This is a genomic window from Cryobacterium sandaracinum (genome assembly GCF_004403415.1).
Lineage (GTDB): Bacteria > Actinomycetota > Actinomycetes > Actinomycetales > Microbacteriaceae > Cryobacterium > Cryobacterium sandaracinum.
Genome location: NZ_SOGO01000017.1, coordinates 68659 through 85717 on the forward strand (window position 1 = coordinate 68659; position 17059 = coordinate 85717).

15 protein-coding genes are annotated in these 17059 nt (G+C 67.2%); 13 read left to right on the top strand and 2 right to left on the bottom strand.

Annotated features, from left to right (window positions below; all coding sequences use genetic code 11):
* Nucleotides 1-9 precede the first annotated feature (9 nt).
* The 9 genes from E3T25_RS05685 (at nucleotide 10) to dnaE (ending at nucleotide 9820) form a co-directional block, all read left to right on the top strand.
* Nucleotides 10-1059, top strand: coding sequence for a cell division protein FtsQ/DivIB (locus tag E3T25_RS05685; RefSeq protein ID WP_134372944.1), 1050 nt, complete (start codon nucleotides 10-12; stop codon nucleotides 1057-1059).
* A gap of 141 nt (nucleotides 1060-1200) precedes the next feature.
* On the top strand, nucleotides 1201-2385 hold the full coding sequence (ftsZ, locus tag E3T25_RS05690) for a cell division protein FtsZ (RefSeq protein ID WP_104171261.1): 1185 nt from the start codon (nucleotides 1201-1203) through the stop codon (nucleotides 2383-2385).
* Between the two features lie 34 nt (nucleotides 2386-2419).
* A complete protein-coding gene (locus E3T25_RS05695) occupies nucleotides 2420-3115 on the top strand; it encodes a YggS family pyridoxal phosphate-dependent enzyme (protein WP_104194790.1) in 696 nt (231 codons plus the stop codon).
* Between the two features lie 35 nt (nucleotides 3116-3150).
* The gene (locus tag E3T25_RS05700) at nucleotides 3151-3717 is read left to right on the top strand and encodes a cell division protein SepF (RefSeq protein ID WP_104099515.1); all 567 of its coding nucleotides are present in this window, start codon (nucleotides 3151-3153) and stop codon (nucleotides 3715-3717) included.
* A gap of 8 nt (nucleotides 3718-3725) precedes the next feature.
* Entirely contained in the window at nucleotides 3726-4022 is a 297-nt protein-coding gene (locus E3T25_RS05705; RefSeq protein ID WP_104099514.1) for a YggT family protein, read from the top strand.
* Nucleotides 4023-4166: 144 nt separating this feature from the next.
* Nucleotides 4167-4769: a DivIVA domain-containing protein gene (locus tag E3T25_RS05710; RefSeq protein ID WP_104099513.1), complete on the top strand. Its 603-nt coding sequence runs from the start codon at nucleotides 4167-4169 to the stop codon at nucleotides 4767-4769.
* Complete coding sequence (gene lspA / locus E3T25_RS05715) at nucleotides 4759-5316, top strand: signal peptidase II (protein ID WP_241980663.1); 558 nt, start codon at nucleotides 4759-4761, stop codon at nucleotides 5314-5316. Before E3T25_RS05710 ends, lspA begins: the two co-directional genes overlap by 11 nt.
* A gap of 8 nt (nucleotides 5317-5324) precedes the next feature.
* Nucleotides 5325-6245: an RluA family pseudouridine synthase gene (locus tag E3T25_RS05720; protein WP_134372947.1), complete on the top strand. Its 921-nt coding sequence runs from the start codon at nucleotides 5325-5327 to the stop codon at nucleotides 6243-6245.
* A 107-nt stretch (nucleotides 6246-6352) separates the two neighbouring features.
* The gene (gene dnaE, locus E3T25_RS05725) at nucleotides 6353-9820 is read left to right on the top strand and encodes a DNA polymerase III subunit alpha (protein WP_104171338.1); all 3468 of its coding nucleotides are present in this window, start codon (nucleotides 6353-6355) and stop codon (nucleotides 9818-9820) included.
* A gap of 231 nt (nucleotides 9821-10051) precedes the next feature.
* Here dnaE and E3T25_RS05730 read toward each other — a convergent pair whose 3' ends face one another.
* The gene (locus E3T25_RS05730; RefSeq protein WP_134372950.1) at nucleotides 10052-12451 is read right to left on the bottom strand and encodes an ATP-binding cassette domain-containing protein; all 2400 of its coding nucleotides are present in this window, start codon (nucleotides 12449-12451) and stop codon (nucleotides 10052-10054) included.
* 308 nt (nucleotides 12452-12759) lie between these two features.
* On the opposite strand from E3T25_RS05730, the gene E3T25_RS05735 reads away from it, so the two are divergent.
* Nucleotides 12760-13542 carry a lysophospholipid acyltransferase family protein gene (locus tag E3T25_RS05735; RefSeq protein ID WP_134372953.1) on the top strand — a complete coding sequence of 261 codons (783 nt, stop codon included), beginning with the start codon at nucleotides 12760-12762 and terminating at the stop codon, nucleotides 13540-13542.
* On the opposite strand, the gene E3T25_RS05740 is transcribed toward E3T25_RS05735, so the two are convergent.
* A complete protein-coding gene (locus tag E3T25_RS05740; protein ID WP_104100025.1) occupies nucleotides 13539-14081 on the bottom strand; it encodes a flavin reductase family protein in 543 nt (180 codons plus the stop codon). The two genes, E3T25_RS05735 and E3T25_RS05740, sit on opposite strands and share 4 nt — an antisense overlap.
* Nucleotides 14082-14153: 72 nt before the next feature.
* Here E3T25_RS05740 and hisD point away from each other — a divergent pair, with 72 nt between their 5' ends.
* From hisD to E3T25_RS05755, 3 genes are read left to right on the top strand one after another with little or no spacing between them, the layout of a single operon-like run.
* Nucleotides 14154-15467, top strand: a complete 1314-nt coding sequence (gene hisD / locus E3T25_RS05745) for a histidinol dehydrogenase (protein ID WP_104100024.1) — start codon at nucleotides 14154-14156, stop codon at nucleotides 15465-15467.
* Between the two features lie 12 nt (nucleotides 15468-15479).
* Nucleotides 15480-15998, top strand: a complete 519-nt coding sequence (nrdR, locus tag E3T25_RS05750) for a transcriptional regulator NrdR (RefSeq protein ID WP_134372956.1) — start codon at nucleotides 15480-15482, stop codon at nucleotides 15996-15998.
* An 8-nt stretch (nucleotides 15999-16006) separates the two neighbouring features.
* Entirely contained in the window at nucleotides 16007-17044 is a 1038-nt protein-coding gene (locus E3T25_RS05755; protein WP_104100022.1) for a quinone-dependent dihydroorotate dehydrogenase, read from the top strand.
* Nucleotides 17045-17059: the final 15 nt, after the last annotated feature.

Sequence of the window (17059 nt, forward strand, 5' to 3'; positions counted from 1 at the left end):
CCGACGATCATGAAGCGGCCCGAGGGCTACGACCGCCCGCCGGCAGGCGCTGAGCGGGCCGCGGGGCCGAAGACGACCGCCGCGAAGAGCGCCGGCGCGAAGCCTGCCGCAGCGAAGACAGCCCGTCCCAAGCCGGGAGGACGCCAGTCGAGCGGTCGCAGCGACCACACGAATACCGAGCCGATCACGCTTCCCGCCGCCGACACGATCGCACCCGTGTCCCGGCTGCGGGCGCCGGACTCTTCCCTTTCGTCCGCGCCCGCATCCACGGAGCCCCGCGACTCTGCGCTGACTCCGGCCGGGGCCAGACGCAAGCTCCGGGCAGCCCGTCGTGCCCGCAAACTCTATGAACGGGAGGAGGTGCGCCGCTTCACTTGGCGCTCCCGTCGGCGGCGCAACGTCTGGCTGGCGGCGCTCGGCACCCTGGCCGCGCTCGTCACCTTCGTGCTCGTCGGCACCTTCTCGCCCCTGATGGCGCTTCGCACCATTGAGGTCGTCGGGGCGAACCGGGTGCCCTCCGAGAAGATCCGATCGGCCCTCGACGACCAGCTGGGCACGCCGTTGCCGCTCGTGGACTTCGACGCGGTGCAAAAGGAGCTGTCCGCCTTCACCCTGATTCAGAGCTACGTCACCGAGAGCCGTCCGCCGAACACCCTCGTCGTGCGCGTCGTCGAGAGGGAGCCCGTCGGCGCCCTCGTGACCGAGTCCGGGTTCGACCTGGTCGACGCGGCCGGGGTAGTGATCCAGAGCAGCGCGGAGCGCCCCGCCGGGTACGCCACGATCGATGCGCGGGCCGGGGTCGGCAGTGCCGGCTTCCGGGCGGCGGCTGCCGTGATCGCGGCCCTGCCGGCAGACATCCGTTCCACCCTCGACACCGTCACCGCCGCCACCACGGACGACGTCACCCTCACGTTCGTGGGCGGCGCGCGCGTTGTGTGGGGGAGTGCGGAGAAGTCGGACTTCAAGGCGGTCGTGCTCGCGGCCCTGATCGTGAGCCACCCGGTCGGCAGCGTCGGCGAGTACGACGTGTCCTCCCCGGATAGCGCCGTTCTCCGCTGAGATCTTGGTTGGATCTTCGCGACACGCGGGCGCGCCTCCCCGAGCCTGTTCGGCTGGCGCATAACTTTCTAAGCAGGAATTGCATACTCAGCATAACTTTAAACTTCGACAAGAGGTTTAGGGTTCCACCGGAGGCCGGACGTGTCAACAACAAATCAGAACTACCTCGCAGTCATCAAGGTTGTTGGAATCGGTGGCGGCGGTGTCAACGCCGTCAACCGCATGATCGAGCTCGGCCTCCGCGGAGTCGAGTTCATCGCCATCAACACGGATGCCCAGGCGCTGCTGATGAGCGACGCCGACGTCAAACTCGACGTGGGCCGCGATCTCACCCGCGGCCTGGGCGCCGGCGCCGACCCTGAGGTCGGCCGCCGCGCCGCCGAGGATCACGCCGAAGAAATCGAAGAGGCTCTGGCCGGCGCGGACATGGTCTTCGTCACGGCCGGCGAGGGTGGTGGAACGGGCACCGGCGGTGCGCCGGTCGTCGCCCGCATCGCCAAGTCCATCGGCGCGCTCACCATCGGTGTCGTCACCAAACCCTTCGGCTTCGAGGGCAAGCGCCGCCAGGCTCAGGCCGAGGCCGGCGTCGCCTCCCTCAAGAACGAGGTCGACACCCTCATCGTCGTGCCGAACGACCGCCTGCTGGAGATCAGCGACCGCGGAATCAGCATGCTCGAGGCCTTCGCCACGGCTGACCAGGTGCTCCTGGCCGGCGTGCAGGGCATCACCGACCTGATCACCACCCCCGGTCTGATCAACCTCGACTTCGCCGACGTCAAGTCGGTCATGCAGGGTGCCGGCTCCGCGCTGATGGGTATCGGCTCGTCCCGCGGCGCGGACCGAGCCATCAAGGCGGCCGAACTCGCCGTTGCGTCCCCGCTGCTCGAGGCCTCGATCGACGGCGCCCATGGCGTGCTGCTCTCGATCCAGGGTGGCTCCAACCTTGGAATTTTCGAGATCAACGACGCCGCTCGCCTCGTGCAGGAAGCCGTGCACCCGGAAGCCAACATCATCTTCGGTGCCGTCATCGACGACACCCTGGGTGACGAGGTGCGGGTTACGGTCATCGCTGCCGGATTCGACGGCGGTGAGCCCGGTGCCAAGGCGGTCGAGGTGCGCCGCGCAGACCTGGTCGCCGCCGGTGTCGCGGTCGGCGCGGGCGTGGGCACGGCGGGCGCTGCGGCGGCCGGCGCGACCGACTCGGCTCCCTACACGGATGCCGCGGCCTCGTCGGTCTGGTCCGGCGTCGAGCCCGGTGCGGCAGTGGCCGACCCGGCCTTCGAGGAAGACCCGGACGACCTGGACATCCCGGACTTCCTCAAGTAGTGCCGCAGGCAGCGAGAGTGCCGATGGCAACCAGATGAGTGAGTCGGTCAGGCCCGGGGCCGGTGGCCTCGCGGAACGGTTGACCGCCGTTCAGGGTGGGATCGTCGCCGCGGCTGCCGCCGCCGGGCGCGACCCGGCGGAGCTCACCACGATCGTCGTGACCAAGTTCCAGCCCGTCTCGCTCCTCCAAGAACTTGCCGCCCTCGGCGTGCGCAACTTCGGGGAAAGCCGCCACCAGGAAGCCCAGGCCAAGGCCGCCGAGCTCCTCCAGCTCGACCTCACCTGGCATTTCGTGGGCCAGGTGCAGGGGAAGAAGGCCCGGCAGGTGCGGGCCTACGCCGACGTCATCCACTCCGTGGATCGAGCATCACTGGTCGATGCATTGGCGTCGGAGGATTCGGTCGTCGACTGCTTCGTGCAGGTGAACCTCACGGATGACCCGTCTCGCGGCGGAGTCGCTCCGGGGGAGCTGCCCAAGCTCGTCGAGCACGTGCTCTCCACGGCCGGACTGCGGCTGATCGGGCTGATGGCGGTGGCCCCGCTCGGTGCCGAACCGCGCCCATCCTTCGCCCGGGTTCGCGAACTGGGCGAGCAGATTCAGCAGTTCGCGCCGAACGCGAAATCCTTGTCCATGGGCATGTCCCAGGACTACGCGGAGGCGATCATCGAAGGGGCGACACACCTTCGAATTGGCACAGCAATCACCGGGAATCGCCCGGTATCCGGTTAATCTGGACAAGAAGAATCACCAACACGGAGGTCGAGATGTCCAACCCGCTCAAGAAAACCATGGTTTACCTGGGTCTGGCAGACGAAGAACTCGAGTACGAGGCGCCCACTGCTGCGCCCGCATCGACGGCCACTCACTCGACGGCGACCGGCGCTGCGGCATCGAAGTCCGCTGCTCCCCACTCCGCCCCGAATTCCTCGCACGCCGCGTCGTCCGCGTCGTCGTCACACACCGCCGGCGCACCCGCCTCGGCCGGTCGCGCATCGGTGACACCGCTGCGCAAGACCTCCGCTCCGAAGAATGTGGCTGCCTCAGACATGAATGAAATCCTCACCGTCCACCCGCGTCAGTATAAGGACGCTCAGGTGATCGCGGAGTCCTTCCGCGATGGAATCCCGGTCATCATCAACCTGTCTCAGATGAGCGACGCCGATGCGCGCCGCCTGATCGACTTCGCCAGCGGACTGTCCCAGGGTCTGTACGGGAAGATCGAGCGCGTCACGGCGAAGGTCTTCCTGCTTTCCCCGTCCCACGTTGTCGTGTCCGGCGACAATGCCGCGGAGGACTCCGATGCCGAGGCGTCCTTCTTCGCGCAGTCGTAGTTACCGCCGTGTTTGCCGTCAGCCTGATCGGTGCGATCGCCTACTACGCCCTCCTGCTCTACTTCTTCGTGATGTGGGGTCGGTTCATCATCGACCTCGTACGCAGTGTCAACCGGTCTTGGCGGCCGCAGGGCCCCCTGCTCGTCGTGATCGAGTTGGCCTATTCCCTGACCGACCCGCCGATCAAGTTCTTCCGCCGGCTCCTGCCGCCGCTTCGGGTCGGCCCGATCGCCTTCGACTTCGGCTGGAGCATCACCATGCTCTGCGTCATCGTCGGCATGTCGATCACCGGGCTCATGCGCTGACCGATACCTCGCGCCCCGGACTGGGCATGTATTCTTGTCCGACGGCGTGCCGGGCTGACGCGGTCCGACTACGCGTCGGACCTTGATAGCGTTGGTTGAACGCAAACACAATGTTCGCAACTCGAGTTTTAAGGGTGGAAAGCCATGGCGCTAACTCCGGAAGATGTAGTCAACAAGCGGTTCCAGTCGACTAAGTTCCGCGAAGGATACGATCAGGACGAGGTCGATGACTTCCTCGACGAGGTCGTCGTTGAACTTCGCCGACTGACTGCGGAAAACGAGGAGCTCAAGGCTCGCGTCAGCTCTGGCGGCGCAGCGGAGGTCGCACCGGCGCCCGAGGCCGTCGCGGAGCCCGTCGTGGCTCCCGCCGTCGTGGCCGCACCGGTTGTCGCCGGGCCCATCGACGAGACCGCCGGCACGACCAACCTTCTCCAGCTGGCTCGTCGCCTGCACGAGGAGCATGTCAAGGAGGGTGCCGAGAAGCGCGATGCACTTATCGCCGAAGGCCACGCCACCGCAGCCCGTCTCGTCGCCGAGGCCGAAGCCAAGCAGCGCGCGCAACTCAGCATTCTCGACCAGGAGCGCTCCGTCCTCGAGACCAAGATCGACGATCTGCGCACCTTCGAGCGCGAGTACCGCCAGAAGCTGAAGAGCTACATCGAGACCCAGCTGCGCGACCTCGACGCCACGTCGCCGGTCGAGTCGAGCAACGCTTCGAAGTCGAGCTTCCAGAGCTTTGGCGCCTAAGGTCCGAACGAAGAAGCGCCCCGGTGCGTTGATCCTCCTGGCCGTCGTGGCCCTGGGGATTTACGCTCTGGATCAAATCAGTAAGTACCTCATCGTCAGCAGACTGGCCGAGGGTGACATCGTCCGGGTTCTGGGAGATGTGCTGCAAATGCACTTCGTCCGGAACCCGGGCGCTGCCTTTTCCCTGGCAGCCGGCATGACGTGGATCTTCTCGATCATCGCCGTGGCCGTGGTGGTGCTCATCGTCTGGTTCGCCGGGCGCATCCGCTCTTTGGCTTGGTCTGTCGTCTTCGGGCTCCTGCTCGGCGGCGTGCTCGGCAACCTGACCGACCGGCTGCTGAGGGAGCCGTCCTTCGGCCTCGGTCACGTGATCGACTTCATTTCCACGCCCTGGCTGATCCCCGCCATCTACAACGTGGCGGACATGGCGATCGTGTCGAGCATGATCATCTTCATGTACCTGACCATTCGCGGAATCGGCCTCGACGGTCGCCGCACCGATGCCTCGGACCCGTCCGAATCCACCCCCACCCAGATAGCATCCTGATTCTCGCCATGGAAACACGCTCCCTTCCTCTTCCGGACGGACTCGCCGGAGTCCGCGTCGACGCCGGCATCGCCAAGCTCTTCGGCTTCTCGCGCAGCTTCGCGGCCGAAGTCTGCGAGGCCGGCGGAGTCACCTTGGACGGGGTCATGGCCGGTAAATCCGACCGGTTGCACGGCGGTGCGTGGTTGGAGGTGTCCTGGCAGCCCAAGGAGGCCCTGGCGATCGTGCCCATCCCAGTGCCGGATCTCACGATCGTGCACGACGACGAGAGCATCGTGGTCATCAACAAGCCGTCCGGGGTGGCCGCGCATCCGAGTGTGGGCTGGACCGGTCCCACCGTGGTCGGCGCGCTCTCCGCGGCCGGCTACCGCATCGCCACCTCCGGGGCCAGCGAGCGGGCCGGGATCGTGCACCGCCTCGACGTGGGTACCAGCGGTCTGATGGTCGTCGCCAAGTCGGAGACCGCGTACACGGCGCTCAAGCGCGCCTTCCACGACCGCGAGGTCGAGAAGATCTACCACTCCGTCGTTCAGGGTCACCCCGATCCGAGCACGGGCACGATCGACGCGCCGATCGGGCGCCACCCGCGGTCGGACTGGAAGTTCGCGGTCATCGCCGGCGGCAAGGATTCCGTCACGCACTACGAGACGCTCGAGGCCTTCCCCTCGGCGTCACTGGTGGAGGTGCACCTGGAGACGGGGCGCACACATCAGATCCGGGTGCACATGGCCGCCCAGCGACATCCGTGCGTGGGTGACGCCATGTACGGCGCGGATCCCTCGATCACGGCGCGCCTCGGCCTGACCCGCCAGTGGCTGCACGCCAAGCAGCTGGCGTTCCACCACCCGGACACTCGGGAGTGGGTCACCTTCACCACCGACTACCCGGCCGACCTCGCGCACGCCCTCGACGTGCTGCGCGACGCCTGACGCGTAGCGCCCAATTACAACACCTCGGAGCCGTTTTGTCCTCTCAGAATAAGTCGGGTGGATCGACAGATTCCTTCGTGCACCTGCACGTGCATAGCGAGTACTCGATGCTCGACGGCGCGGCGCGGGTCAAACCGCTGATCAACGCGGCCATCGAGCAGGGGATGCCGGCGGTCGCCATCACCGACCACGGCAACGTGTTCGGTGCGTTCGATTTCTGGCGAACCGCGACGGAGGCCGGCATCAAGCCGATCATCGGCACCGAGGCGTACATCACCCCCGGAACCAACCGGCGGGACAAGACCCGGGTGCGCTGGGGAACCAGCGGTCAGAACCGTGACGACGTCGGTGGCGCCGGTTCGTACACGCACATGACGCTGCTCTCGGAGACTACGGCCGGTATGCACAACCTGTTCCGGCTGTCGTCCAAGGCCAGCCTGGAGGGGTACTACTTCAAGCCCCGGATGGACCGGGAACTGCTCGCCGAGTTCTCGGACGGGTTGATCGGCACGACCGGGTGCGTGGGCGGCGAAGTGCAGACCCGCCTGCGCCTCGGCCAGTACGACGAGGCGAAGAAGGCGGCCGGGGAATTCCAGGACATCTTCGGCAAGGAGAACTTCTTCTGCGAGATCATGGACCACGGCATCGACATCGAGCGCCGCACCATGACCGACCTGCTCAAACTCGCCGGCGAACTCAAACTGCCGCTCGTGGCCAGCAACGACCTGCACTACACCCACGCCCACGACGCGACCGCCCATGCGGCCCTGCTCTGCGTGCAGTCGGCCTCGACCCTCGACGACCCGAACCGCTTCAAGTTCGACTCGAACGAGTTCTACCTGAAGACCGCCGCGCAGATGCGGCATCTCTTCCGCGAGCACCCGGAATCCTGCGACAACACGCTGCTGATCGCCGAACGCTGCCAGGTGGAGTTCAACACCAAGGCCAACTACATGCCCCGGTTCCCCTGCCCGGAGGGGGAGAACGAGGAGAGCTGGTTCGTCAAGGAGAACGAGATCGGGCTGGCCAAGCGCTACCCGAACGGCATCCCGGACGATGTGCGCAAACGAGCCGACTATGAGATCGGCATCATCATCCAGATGGGCTTCCCCGGCTACTTCCTCGTCGTGGCCGACTTCATCATGTGGGCCAGACAGCAGGGCATCCGGGTAGGTCCCGGCCGTGGGTCGGGCGCCGGTTCGATGGTCGCCTACGCCATGGGCATCACCGACCTGGACCCGCTCGTGCACGGGCTGATCTTCGAGCGGTTCCTGAACCCTGACCGCGTCTCCATGCCCGACTTCGACGTGGACTTCGACGAGCGACGCCGCGGCGAGGTCATCCACTACGTGACCGAGAAGTACGGCGAGGAGCGCGTCGCCCAGATCGTCACCTACGGCACGATCAAGGCCAAGCAGGCCCTCAAGGATGCGTCCCGGGTGCTCGGCTTCCCCTTCGGTATGGGGGACAAGCTCACCAAGGCCATGCCGCCGGCGATCATGGGCAAGGACGTGCCCCTGACCGGCATGTTCGACAAGGACCACGCGCGCTACCGCGAGGCCGCCGATTTCCGCGCCGTGATCGAGTCCGACCCCGAGGCCCGCACCGTCTTCGACACCGCCCTCGGCCTCGAGAACCTCAAGCGTCAGTGGGGCGTGCACGCCGCCGGGGTGATCATGAGCTCCGACCCGCTGATCGACATCATCCCGATCATGAAGCGTGAAGCGGATGGCCAGGTCGTCACCCAATTCGACTACCCGGCCTCTGAGGCCCTCGGCCTGATCAAGATGGACTTCCTGGGATTGCGCAACCTCACCATCATTGACGACACCCTCGACAACATCGCCGTGAACCGCGGGCACCGGCCCGTACTCGAAGAGTTGGGGCTCGAAGACCCGGCCGCCTACGAACTGCTCGCCCGTGGCGATACCCTCGGGGTGTTCCAACTCGACGGTGGGCCCATGCGGTCGCTGCTTCGCCTGATGAAACCCGACAATTTCGAAGACATCTCGGCCGTCATCGCGCTGTACCGGCCCGGCCCCATGGGTGCCAACTCACACACCAACTACGCGCTGCGGAAGACCGGCCAGCAGGAGATCATCCCGATCCACCCGGAGCTCGAGGAGGCGCTGGCCGACGTCATCGGCACCACCTACGGCCTGATCGTGTACCAGGAGCAGGTCATGTCGATCGCGCAGAAGCTGGCCGGGTTCTCTCTCGGCCAGGCCGATCTGCTGCGCCGCGCGATGGGCAAGAAGAAGAAGTCGGAGCTGGACAAGCAGTTCGAGGGCTTCTCCGGCGGCATGGTCGCCAACGGCTACTCCATGGAGGCGGTGAAAACCGTCTGGGACATTTTGCTGCCGTTCTCCGATTACGCCTTCAACAAGGCGCACTCGGCCGCCTACGGGGTGCTCTCGTACTGGACCGCGTACCTCAAGGCGAAGTACCCGGCCGAGTACATGGCCGCGCTGCTGACCAGCGTCGGCGACTCCCGCGACAAGCTCGCGCTGTACCTGAACGAGTGCCGCCGGATGGGCATCCAGGTTCTGCCGCCCGACGTGAATGAATCGATCGGGTACTTCGCGGCCGTGGGCACGGACATCCGTTTCGGGCTCGGCGCAGTGCGCAACGTGGGATTCAACGTGGTCGACGCGATCCGCGCCGCCCGCACCGAGAAGGGCGCGTTCGAGTCGTTCCACGACTTCCTGCGCAAGGTGCCGATCCCGGTGGCGAACAAGCGCACGGTCGAGTCCTTGATCAAGGCCGGCGCATTCGACTCGCTCGGCGCGACCCGCCGGGCCATGTTCGAGATCCACGAAGCCGCGGTCGAATCCGCCGTCAAGATCAAGCGCGACGAGCAGCACGGCATGGTCGGCTTCGACTTCGACAGCCTCTTCGACGACCCGCAAGAGAGCGAGCAGGTTCCCGACCGTCCCGAATGGAGCAAGAAGGAGAAGCTCGCGCTCGAACGCGACATGCTCGGGCTCTACGTCTCCGACCATCCGCTGGCCGGGCTAGAGCTCCCGCTGGCCAAGCACGCCAGCACGACCATCGTGGACCTGGTGGGATCGGAGCAGACGCAGGATGCCGACACCGTCACCATCGCCGGGCTGATCACCAGCGTGCAGCACCGGATCGCGAAGAAGTCGGGCAACCAATACGGCATCATCCAGGTCGAGGATTTCGGTGGGGAGATCGCCGTGATGTTCATGGGCAAGGCCTATCAGGAGTTCTCGTCCGACCTGGTCAGCGACTCGGTCGTGGTCGTGCGGGGCCGGGTGAGCCTGCGCGACGATGGCATGAACCTGCACGCGTACAGCATTTTCGCGCCCGAACTCGGCTTGGCCTCGGACACCGGCACGCTGACCGTCACGCTGGCAGAATCCCGGGCCACGACCGACACTGTGACGGCGCTGGGCGAAGTCATCACCCGCCACATCGGCAGCTCCGAGGTGCGGATCAAGCTGGTGAAGGGCCATACGGCGCGAGTGTTCGAGCTGCCCCATCATGTGAAGATCAGCGCCGACCTGTTCGGGGAGCTCAAGAGCCTGCTCGGGCCGAACTGCCTGACCTAAAGGAGCGAGTCCTGGCCGACCGCTGGTGTCGCCCTCGGCAAGTCAGAGCTGACGGCACGCCGTGGACGCTGTTCCTCACCCGTGACGCGAAGTGCCCGGTGTCGAACCAATTCGACGGAGATTCTCGTGTGAAACCGCTTTCTCGGGGTGGAATGGGGCCGATTCGGCCACAATCTCCGTCGAATTCGTTCGGGACAGACCTGACTGGCAGCACCGTGAGGCGCGCTGCCGTCAGGCTCTACCGACGTAGGCCGCGAGGTGCTGGCCGGTGAGGGTGGAGCGGTCGGCGACCAGGTCGGCCGGTGAGCCCTCGAAGACGATCCGGCCGCCGTCGTGACCGGCGCCGGGTCCGAGGTCGATGATCCAGTCGGCATGAGCCATCACGGCCTGGTGATGCTCGACGACGATGACCGACTTGCCGGAGTCCACGATTCGGTCGAGCAGGCCGAGCAGCTGCTCGACGTCGGCGAGGTGGAGTCCGGTGGTCGGCTCGTCGAGCACGTAGACGCCGCCCTGGGCAGCCAGGTGGGTGGCCAGCTTGAGCCGCTGGCGCTCGCCCCCCGAGAGCGTCGTGAGCGGCTGGCCGAGGCTGAGATAGCCGAGCCCAACGTCGGCAAGCCCGCCCAGGATGGCGTGGGCGGCCGGCGTGCGCGCCGCACCGGCGCCGAAGAACTCCCGGGCCGCGGTCACCGACATCGCGAACACCTCACTGATATCGCGGCCGCCGAGGCGGTACTCCAGCACGGATGCCTCGAACCGCTTCCCCGCGCAGACCTCGCAGGTGGTGGCGACGCCCGCCATCATGGCCAGGTCGGTGTAGACGACGCCGGCACCGTTGCAGTTGGGGCAGGCACCCTCGGAGTTGGAGCTGAACAGCGCGGACTTCACGCCGTTGGCCTTCGCGAAGGCCCTTCGGATCGGGTCGAGCATTCCCGTGTACGTCGCCGGATTGCTTCTGCGGGAACCGCGGATGCCGCCCTGATCGATGGACACCACGCCCGCGCCAGCGGGGATCGACCCATGCACGAGCGAGCTTTTTCCGGAGCCCGCGACCCCCGTCAGCACGACGAGCACGCCGAGCGGGATATCCACGTCCACTTCCTTCAGGTTGTTCTTCGTCGCGCCGCGAATCTCCAGCGTGCCCGTGGGGGCGCGCACCGCGGGCTTGAGTGCCGCGCGATAGTCGAAGTGGCGGCCGGTGAGGGTGCCGCTGGTGCGGAGACCCTCCACGGTGCCCTCGAAGCAGACGGTGCCGCCCGCCGCTCCGGCACCGGGTCCGAGATCGACGACGTGGTCGGCGATCACGATCGCCTCCGGCTTATGCTCCACGACGAGCACCGTGTTGCCCTTGTCCCGCAGCTGCAGCAGCAGTGTGTTCATGCGCTCGATGTCATGGGGATGCAGCCCGATGGTGGGCTCGTCGAAGACGTAGGTGACGTCGGTGAGTGCGGAGCCCAGGTGCCGGATCATCTTGGTGCGCTGGGCCTCCCCGCCCGACAAAGTACCGGCCGGCCGGTCGAGCGAAAGGTAACCCAACCCGATCTCCACGAACGAGTCGAGGATCTGGCGCAACGCCTGCGTGAGCGGGCCCACCGACGGCTCACTCTGGCCGCGAACCCACCCGGCCAGGTCGCTGATCTGCCAGGAACAGGCGTCGGCGACGCTCACTCCGGAGATCTTCGACGAGCGAGCCGCCTCGCTGAGGCGGGTGCCGCCGCACTCGGGGCAGGTGGCGAACGTGACCGCGCGCTCCACGAACGCGCGGATATGCGGCTGCAAAGCGGCGACATCCTTGGACAGGAAGGACTTCTGAATCTGCGGGATGAGGCCCTGATACGTCAGGTTGATCCCGTCGACCTTGATCTTGGTCGGCTCCTTGTAGAGCAGGTCGTCCAGTTCCTTCGTGCTGTACCGATGAATCGGCTTGTCCGGGTCGAACCAGCCGCAGCCGCGGAAGATGCGGCCGTACCAGCCGTCCATCGTGTAGCCCGGGATCGTGAGCGCGCCCTCGTTGAGCGACTTGGAATCGACGTATAGCGCGGAACGATCGATGTCGTTGACGGTGCCCATGCCCTCGCAGCGCGGGCACATGCCGCCGGTGATGCTGAAGCTGCGCCGCTCCTTCACGGTCTTCCCGCCGCGCTCGAGCGTCACCGCCCCGGCCCCACTGATCGAGGCGACGTTGAACGAGAACGCCTGGGGCGATCCGATGTGGGGCTGACCGAGCCGGCTGAAAAGGATGCGCAGTAGCGCGTTGGCGTCGGTGGCGGTCCCGACCGTGGAACGGGAGTTGGCCCCCATTCGCTCCTGGTCGACGATGATGGCCGTGGTCAGACCATCCAACACGTCCACCTCGGGGCGCGCCAGGTCCGGCATGAATCCCTGCACGAACGCACTGTAGGTCTCGTTGATCAGCCGCTGCGACTCGGCGGCGATCGTGCCGAACACCAGTGAGCTCTTGCCCGAGCCGGAAACGCCGGTGAACACCGTCAGCCGCCGCTTCGGGATGTCGAGGCTGACATCCCTGAGGTTGTTCACGCGCGCGCCCCGCACCCGGATCCGGTCGTGGCTGTCGGCCACGTGCGGCGCGGGCATGCTCGTGCTCGCGGGGCTGCTCAGGTCAGTGCTCATCGTGTCTCCCTCTGGTGGCCGGTCCGCCCACGTGGTCTCGGTGGTCGTCGCCTGGTCGAGTCGACCAGCTTCAAGGCCGGTTGCTGCGGTTCCGCCGTGGATGATTCCAGTGTCAGTGCGGTCGAGGCTGTGTGCAAGCTCCATAACCGACGACACAGACGGGGGTGGAAGTTCGCGGCGCAGGTTCTGGAGCGGGCGAGCGTTAGAACGTGCGCCCACGTTTACGGGTGCGCCGCGTGTGCGAGCCGGGTCCCGAAAGGCTCGTGGGACGGACGCGGAAACCCGCACGCAGGTCGTAGCCTTGAGGTATGAGCTCAGGCACTCGGGAACCTCTGTACACCACGGCGATTCTGGCCGGGCGGGCCGTGTTCGGCCTGCTGCGGCTGAAGCCATCCGTGACCGGTCTGAAGAATCTTCCGGACACCGGGGGGGCGGTGCTGGCGATCACCCACTTCGGCTACATGGACTTCGCCCTGGTCGAGTGGATGCTGTGGCAAAAGAACCGACGTCACATCCGTTTCATGGCCAAGAAGGGCGCGTTCGACCAGAAGCTCGTGGGCGTGCTGCTGCGCGGCATGCGTCATATCTCGGTCGACATGAAGGCAGGGGCGGAGGCTTACGGCCAAGCCGTGACCGCGCTGCGGGCGGGCGAACTGCTCGGCGTGTTTCCGGAAGGCGGCGTGAACGCCTCCTTCACCGTGCGCGAGTTGAAGTCGGGTGCCATCCGGATGGCCGCCGAGGCCGGGGTCCCCGTGATCCCGATCGCGGTCTGGGGCGGGCACCGCGTGCTCACGAAGAACCACAAGCCGGCCCTGCGCGAGGTGTTCGACGTGCCCATCCGCTTCGCCGTCGGCGAGCCGTTCACGGTCGCGGCGGGGGAGGGCACGCAGCCGATGACGCTGGCACTCCACGACACACTGCAGGGTCTCGTCGACAAACTGCAGAAAGCCTATCCGGTGGACGGCGCCGGCCAGTGGTGGCAGCCGCGGCACCTGGGCGGCACCGCGCCCACACCGGAGGAGGCCGCCGTTGCCGAGACCGAGCGGCGCCGGCGTCGCGACGAGGCCGGCGCAGCCCCGTCCAGGGGCTAGGCCGGGGCGCCGGGCACGCGGTAGGTGCGCTCGTAGTACAGCAGGGCCTCGTCGTTCTCGCCCATGCCGCCTTCCTCGATCTTCACGACCACGACGGCGCTGTTGTGCACCAGTGTGCGTTCGATGATTCGCCCGACCATCCACGAGGTGACGCCCTTCAGCACAGGCAGGCCGTGGGGTCCGGGCTGCCAGTGGTCGCCGATGAAGCGCTGGTTCGCGGGACCCGACATCACCTCGGCGACGGCACGATTGTGCGCCCCGAGGATGTGGATGACGACCCGGTCGCTCTCGGCGATCGCCGGCCAGGTGCTGGCTGACCGGGCCATGTTGAAGGTGGCCAGCGGCGGAACCGACGACAGCGACGCCAGCGAGGTGGCGGTGAATCCCACCGGGGCGCCGTCCGGGCGCAGCGCGGTGATCACCGCGACACCGGCGGCGTGACGCCGGAAGGAATGTTTGAAGGCGGCCAGGTCCAACGGTGCATTGGGATCTTCGGCCAGCGGTACGGTGGCGGGCTGGGGTACTTCGGTGTCGCTCATGTGACTGAATCAATCTCCTCGCCATTGAGCCTATTCCCGGTGCACGGGTGTTGATGGCTAGGCTGGAACGCGATGATCCAGACTATTGACCTCCGAGGGACCCGGCCCACTCCGGCGGAATTGCTTGCAGCCGTCCCGCGTGCGCTCACCGACGTGACCGCGGCCAGCGACGTCGCAGCCGAATTAATCAACGATGTGCGGGCCAGAGGCGAGGATGCCCTCCGCGACCAGGCGGAACGCCTCGACCGGGTGCGTCCGTCCCATGTGCGGGTTCCTGCGTCCCACGTCACCGAGGCACTGGCCGGGCTCGACCCGACGGTGCGCACGGCCATCGAGGAGACCATCCGTCGCGTGCGCATCGCCAGCGCGGCCCAAGTGCCGCCGCAGGTGACCACCACGATCGCAGACGGCGCCACCATCACGCAGCGCTGGCAGCCGATCAACCGGGTCGGCCTGTACGTTCCCGGCGGCAAGGCCGTCTACCCGTCGAGCGTCGTGATGAACGTGGTTCCGGCTCAGATCGCCGGCGTCTCCTCGATCGCGCTGGCGTCGCCGCCGCAGAGCGACTTCGACGGACGCGTGCACCCCACCATCCTCGCCGTGGCGAGCCTGCTCGGCATCGACGAAATCTACGCCATGGGCGGGGCCGGCGCGGTCGGCGCCTTCGCCTACGGCGTTCCGGGGCTCGGCCTGGACCCGGTGCAGCTCGTCACCGGCCCCGGCAACGTCTATGTGGCCGCCGCCAAGCGGCTCGTGCGCGGGGTGACCGGCATCGACTCCGAGGCGGGCCCTACCGACATTCTGGTCATCGCGGATGAGACGGCCGACCCCCGCATCGTCGCGGCCGACCTGGTCAGCCAGGCCGAGCACGACGAACTGGCCGCCGCCATGCTGGTCACCGATTCGGCCGAGCTCGCCGACGCCGTCAATCTGCACCTGGTCGACCTGATGCAGAGCACGACCCACAGCATCCGTGTCACCGCGTCCCTGAACGGGCGCCAGTCGGGGATCGTGCTCGTGGACGACCTCGACGCCGCGGCCGCGTTCAGCAACGCGTTCGGTCCCGAGCACCTCGAGATCCAGACGAGCGACCCGGATGCCGTGCTCGCGCTGATCGAGAACGCCGGCGCCATCTTCCTCGGCCCTCATTCGCCCGTGAGCCTCGGCGACTACGTGGCCGGCTCGAACCACGTGCTGCCGACGGGAGGGCAGGCCCGGTTCTCCTCCGGACTCGGCGCCTACACCTTCCTGAGGCCCCAGCAGGTCGTCACGTACAGCCGGGAGGCACTGCGCGAGGTCGCGGACCACATCGCGGCCCTGTCCACGGCGGAGGCGCTGCCCGCGCACGGCGACGCCGTCACGGCCCGTTTCACGACGGCGCTGTAAGCTGGTCACACGATGTTCTGCCCGTTCTGCCGCCACCCGGACTCCCGAGTCATCGACTCGCGCACGAGCGACGACGGACTTTCCATTCGCCGGCGTCGACAGTGCCCTGAATGCGGCCGGAGGTTCAGCACCACCGAGACCGCCAGCCTGAACATCGTCAAGCGCAGCGGGGTCGTCGAGCCGTTCAGTCGCGACAAGATCGTGGCCGGCGTGTGCAAGGCCTGTCAAGGTCGTCCGGTAACGGATTCCGACCTGGCCATGCTTGCCCAGCGGGTGGAGGAGACCATCCGGCAGACCGGCGCGTCGCAGGTGAAGGCGAACGAGGTCGGCCTCGCGATCTTGCCGCCGCTGCGCGAACTTGATGAGGTGGCCTATCTCCGCTTCGCGAGTGTCTACCAGGCATTCGATTCGCTCGAGGATTTCGAGACCGCGATCGCCCGGCTGCGCACCGAACACGGATCCCGCACCGAACACGGCTCCCGCCCCGAGCAGGGCAGCGGCGCGGGCGCCGCACACCCGTCCGAGTCGTAGGCGGCGCCGTGTACCCGCTGATCTTCTCGCTGTTCCTGACCCGCCTCGACCCCGAACGAGCCCACCACCTCGCCTTCACCGTGATCCGGGCGCTGCCCGCGTTCGGTGTCGGCCGGGTCGTGCACCGCTTCACGCGCCCGCGCACCGACCTCGGTGTCCAAACCCTGGGTCTGCGATTCCAGTCGCCGTTCGGCGTGGCCGCCGGCTTCGACAAAGACGGTGAAGCCGTGCTCGGGCTCGGCCAGCTCGGGTTCGGGCACGTGGAGGTCGGCACCATCACCGCCGTTCCTCAGCCCGGAAACCCGAAACCGCGCCTGTTCCGCCTGATCCCCGACCGCGCGGTCGTCAACCGGATGGGCTTCAACAACGCCGGTGCCCGCGCCGCCCGGGTGCGCCTCGCGCACGTTCGCACCGCTGCCGGTCGCCCGGTCCTCGGCATCAACATCGGCAAGAGCCGCGTCACCGCGGTCGAGGACGCCACCGCCGACTACCTGGTCAGCGCCGCGCTGCTCGCGCCCCTGGCCGACTACCTCGTCGTGAACGTCAGCTCGCCCAACACGCCCGGGCTACGCGGACTGCAGGAACTCGACCGGCTCGCCCCGCTGCTTCGGGCGGTCAAGACCGAGGCCGGCGCCACGCCCCTGCTGGTAAAAATCGCCCCCGACCTCGCCGATGCTGAAGTGACCCGAATCTCCGAACTCGTGGTGGAGCTGGGTCTCGACGGCATCATCGCCACGAACACCACGATTTCCCGCGCCGGACTGAAAACGGATGCCGCAACCGTCGAGGCTGCCGGCGCCGGCGGTCTCTCCGGTGCCCCGCTCCAGGCGCGGTCCCTGGCCGTGCTGCGCGTGATCCGGGCCGCTGTGCCCCGCGAGCTGTGCGTGATCTCGGTCGGCGGCGTGGAGACCGCGGAACACGTGGCCGAGCGCCTCGCCGCGGGCGCGACGCTCGTTCAGGGCTACACCGGGTTCCTCTATCGAGGGCCGCTCTGGGCTCGCCAGATCAACCGTGGCCTCGACCGCATCCTCGCCGCAGAACTGTAGAGAACTGAGACAGGC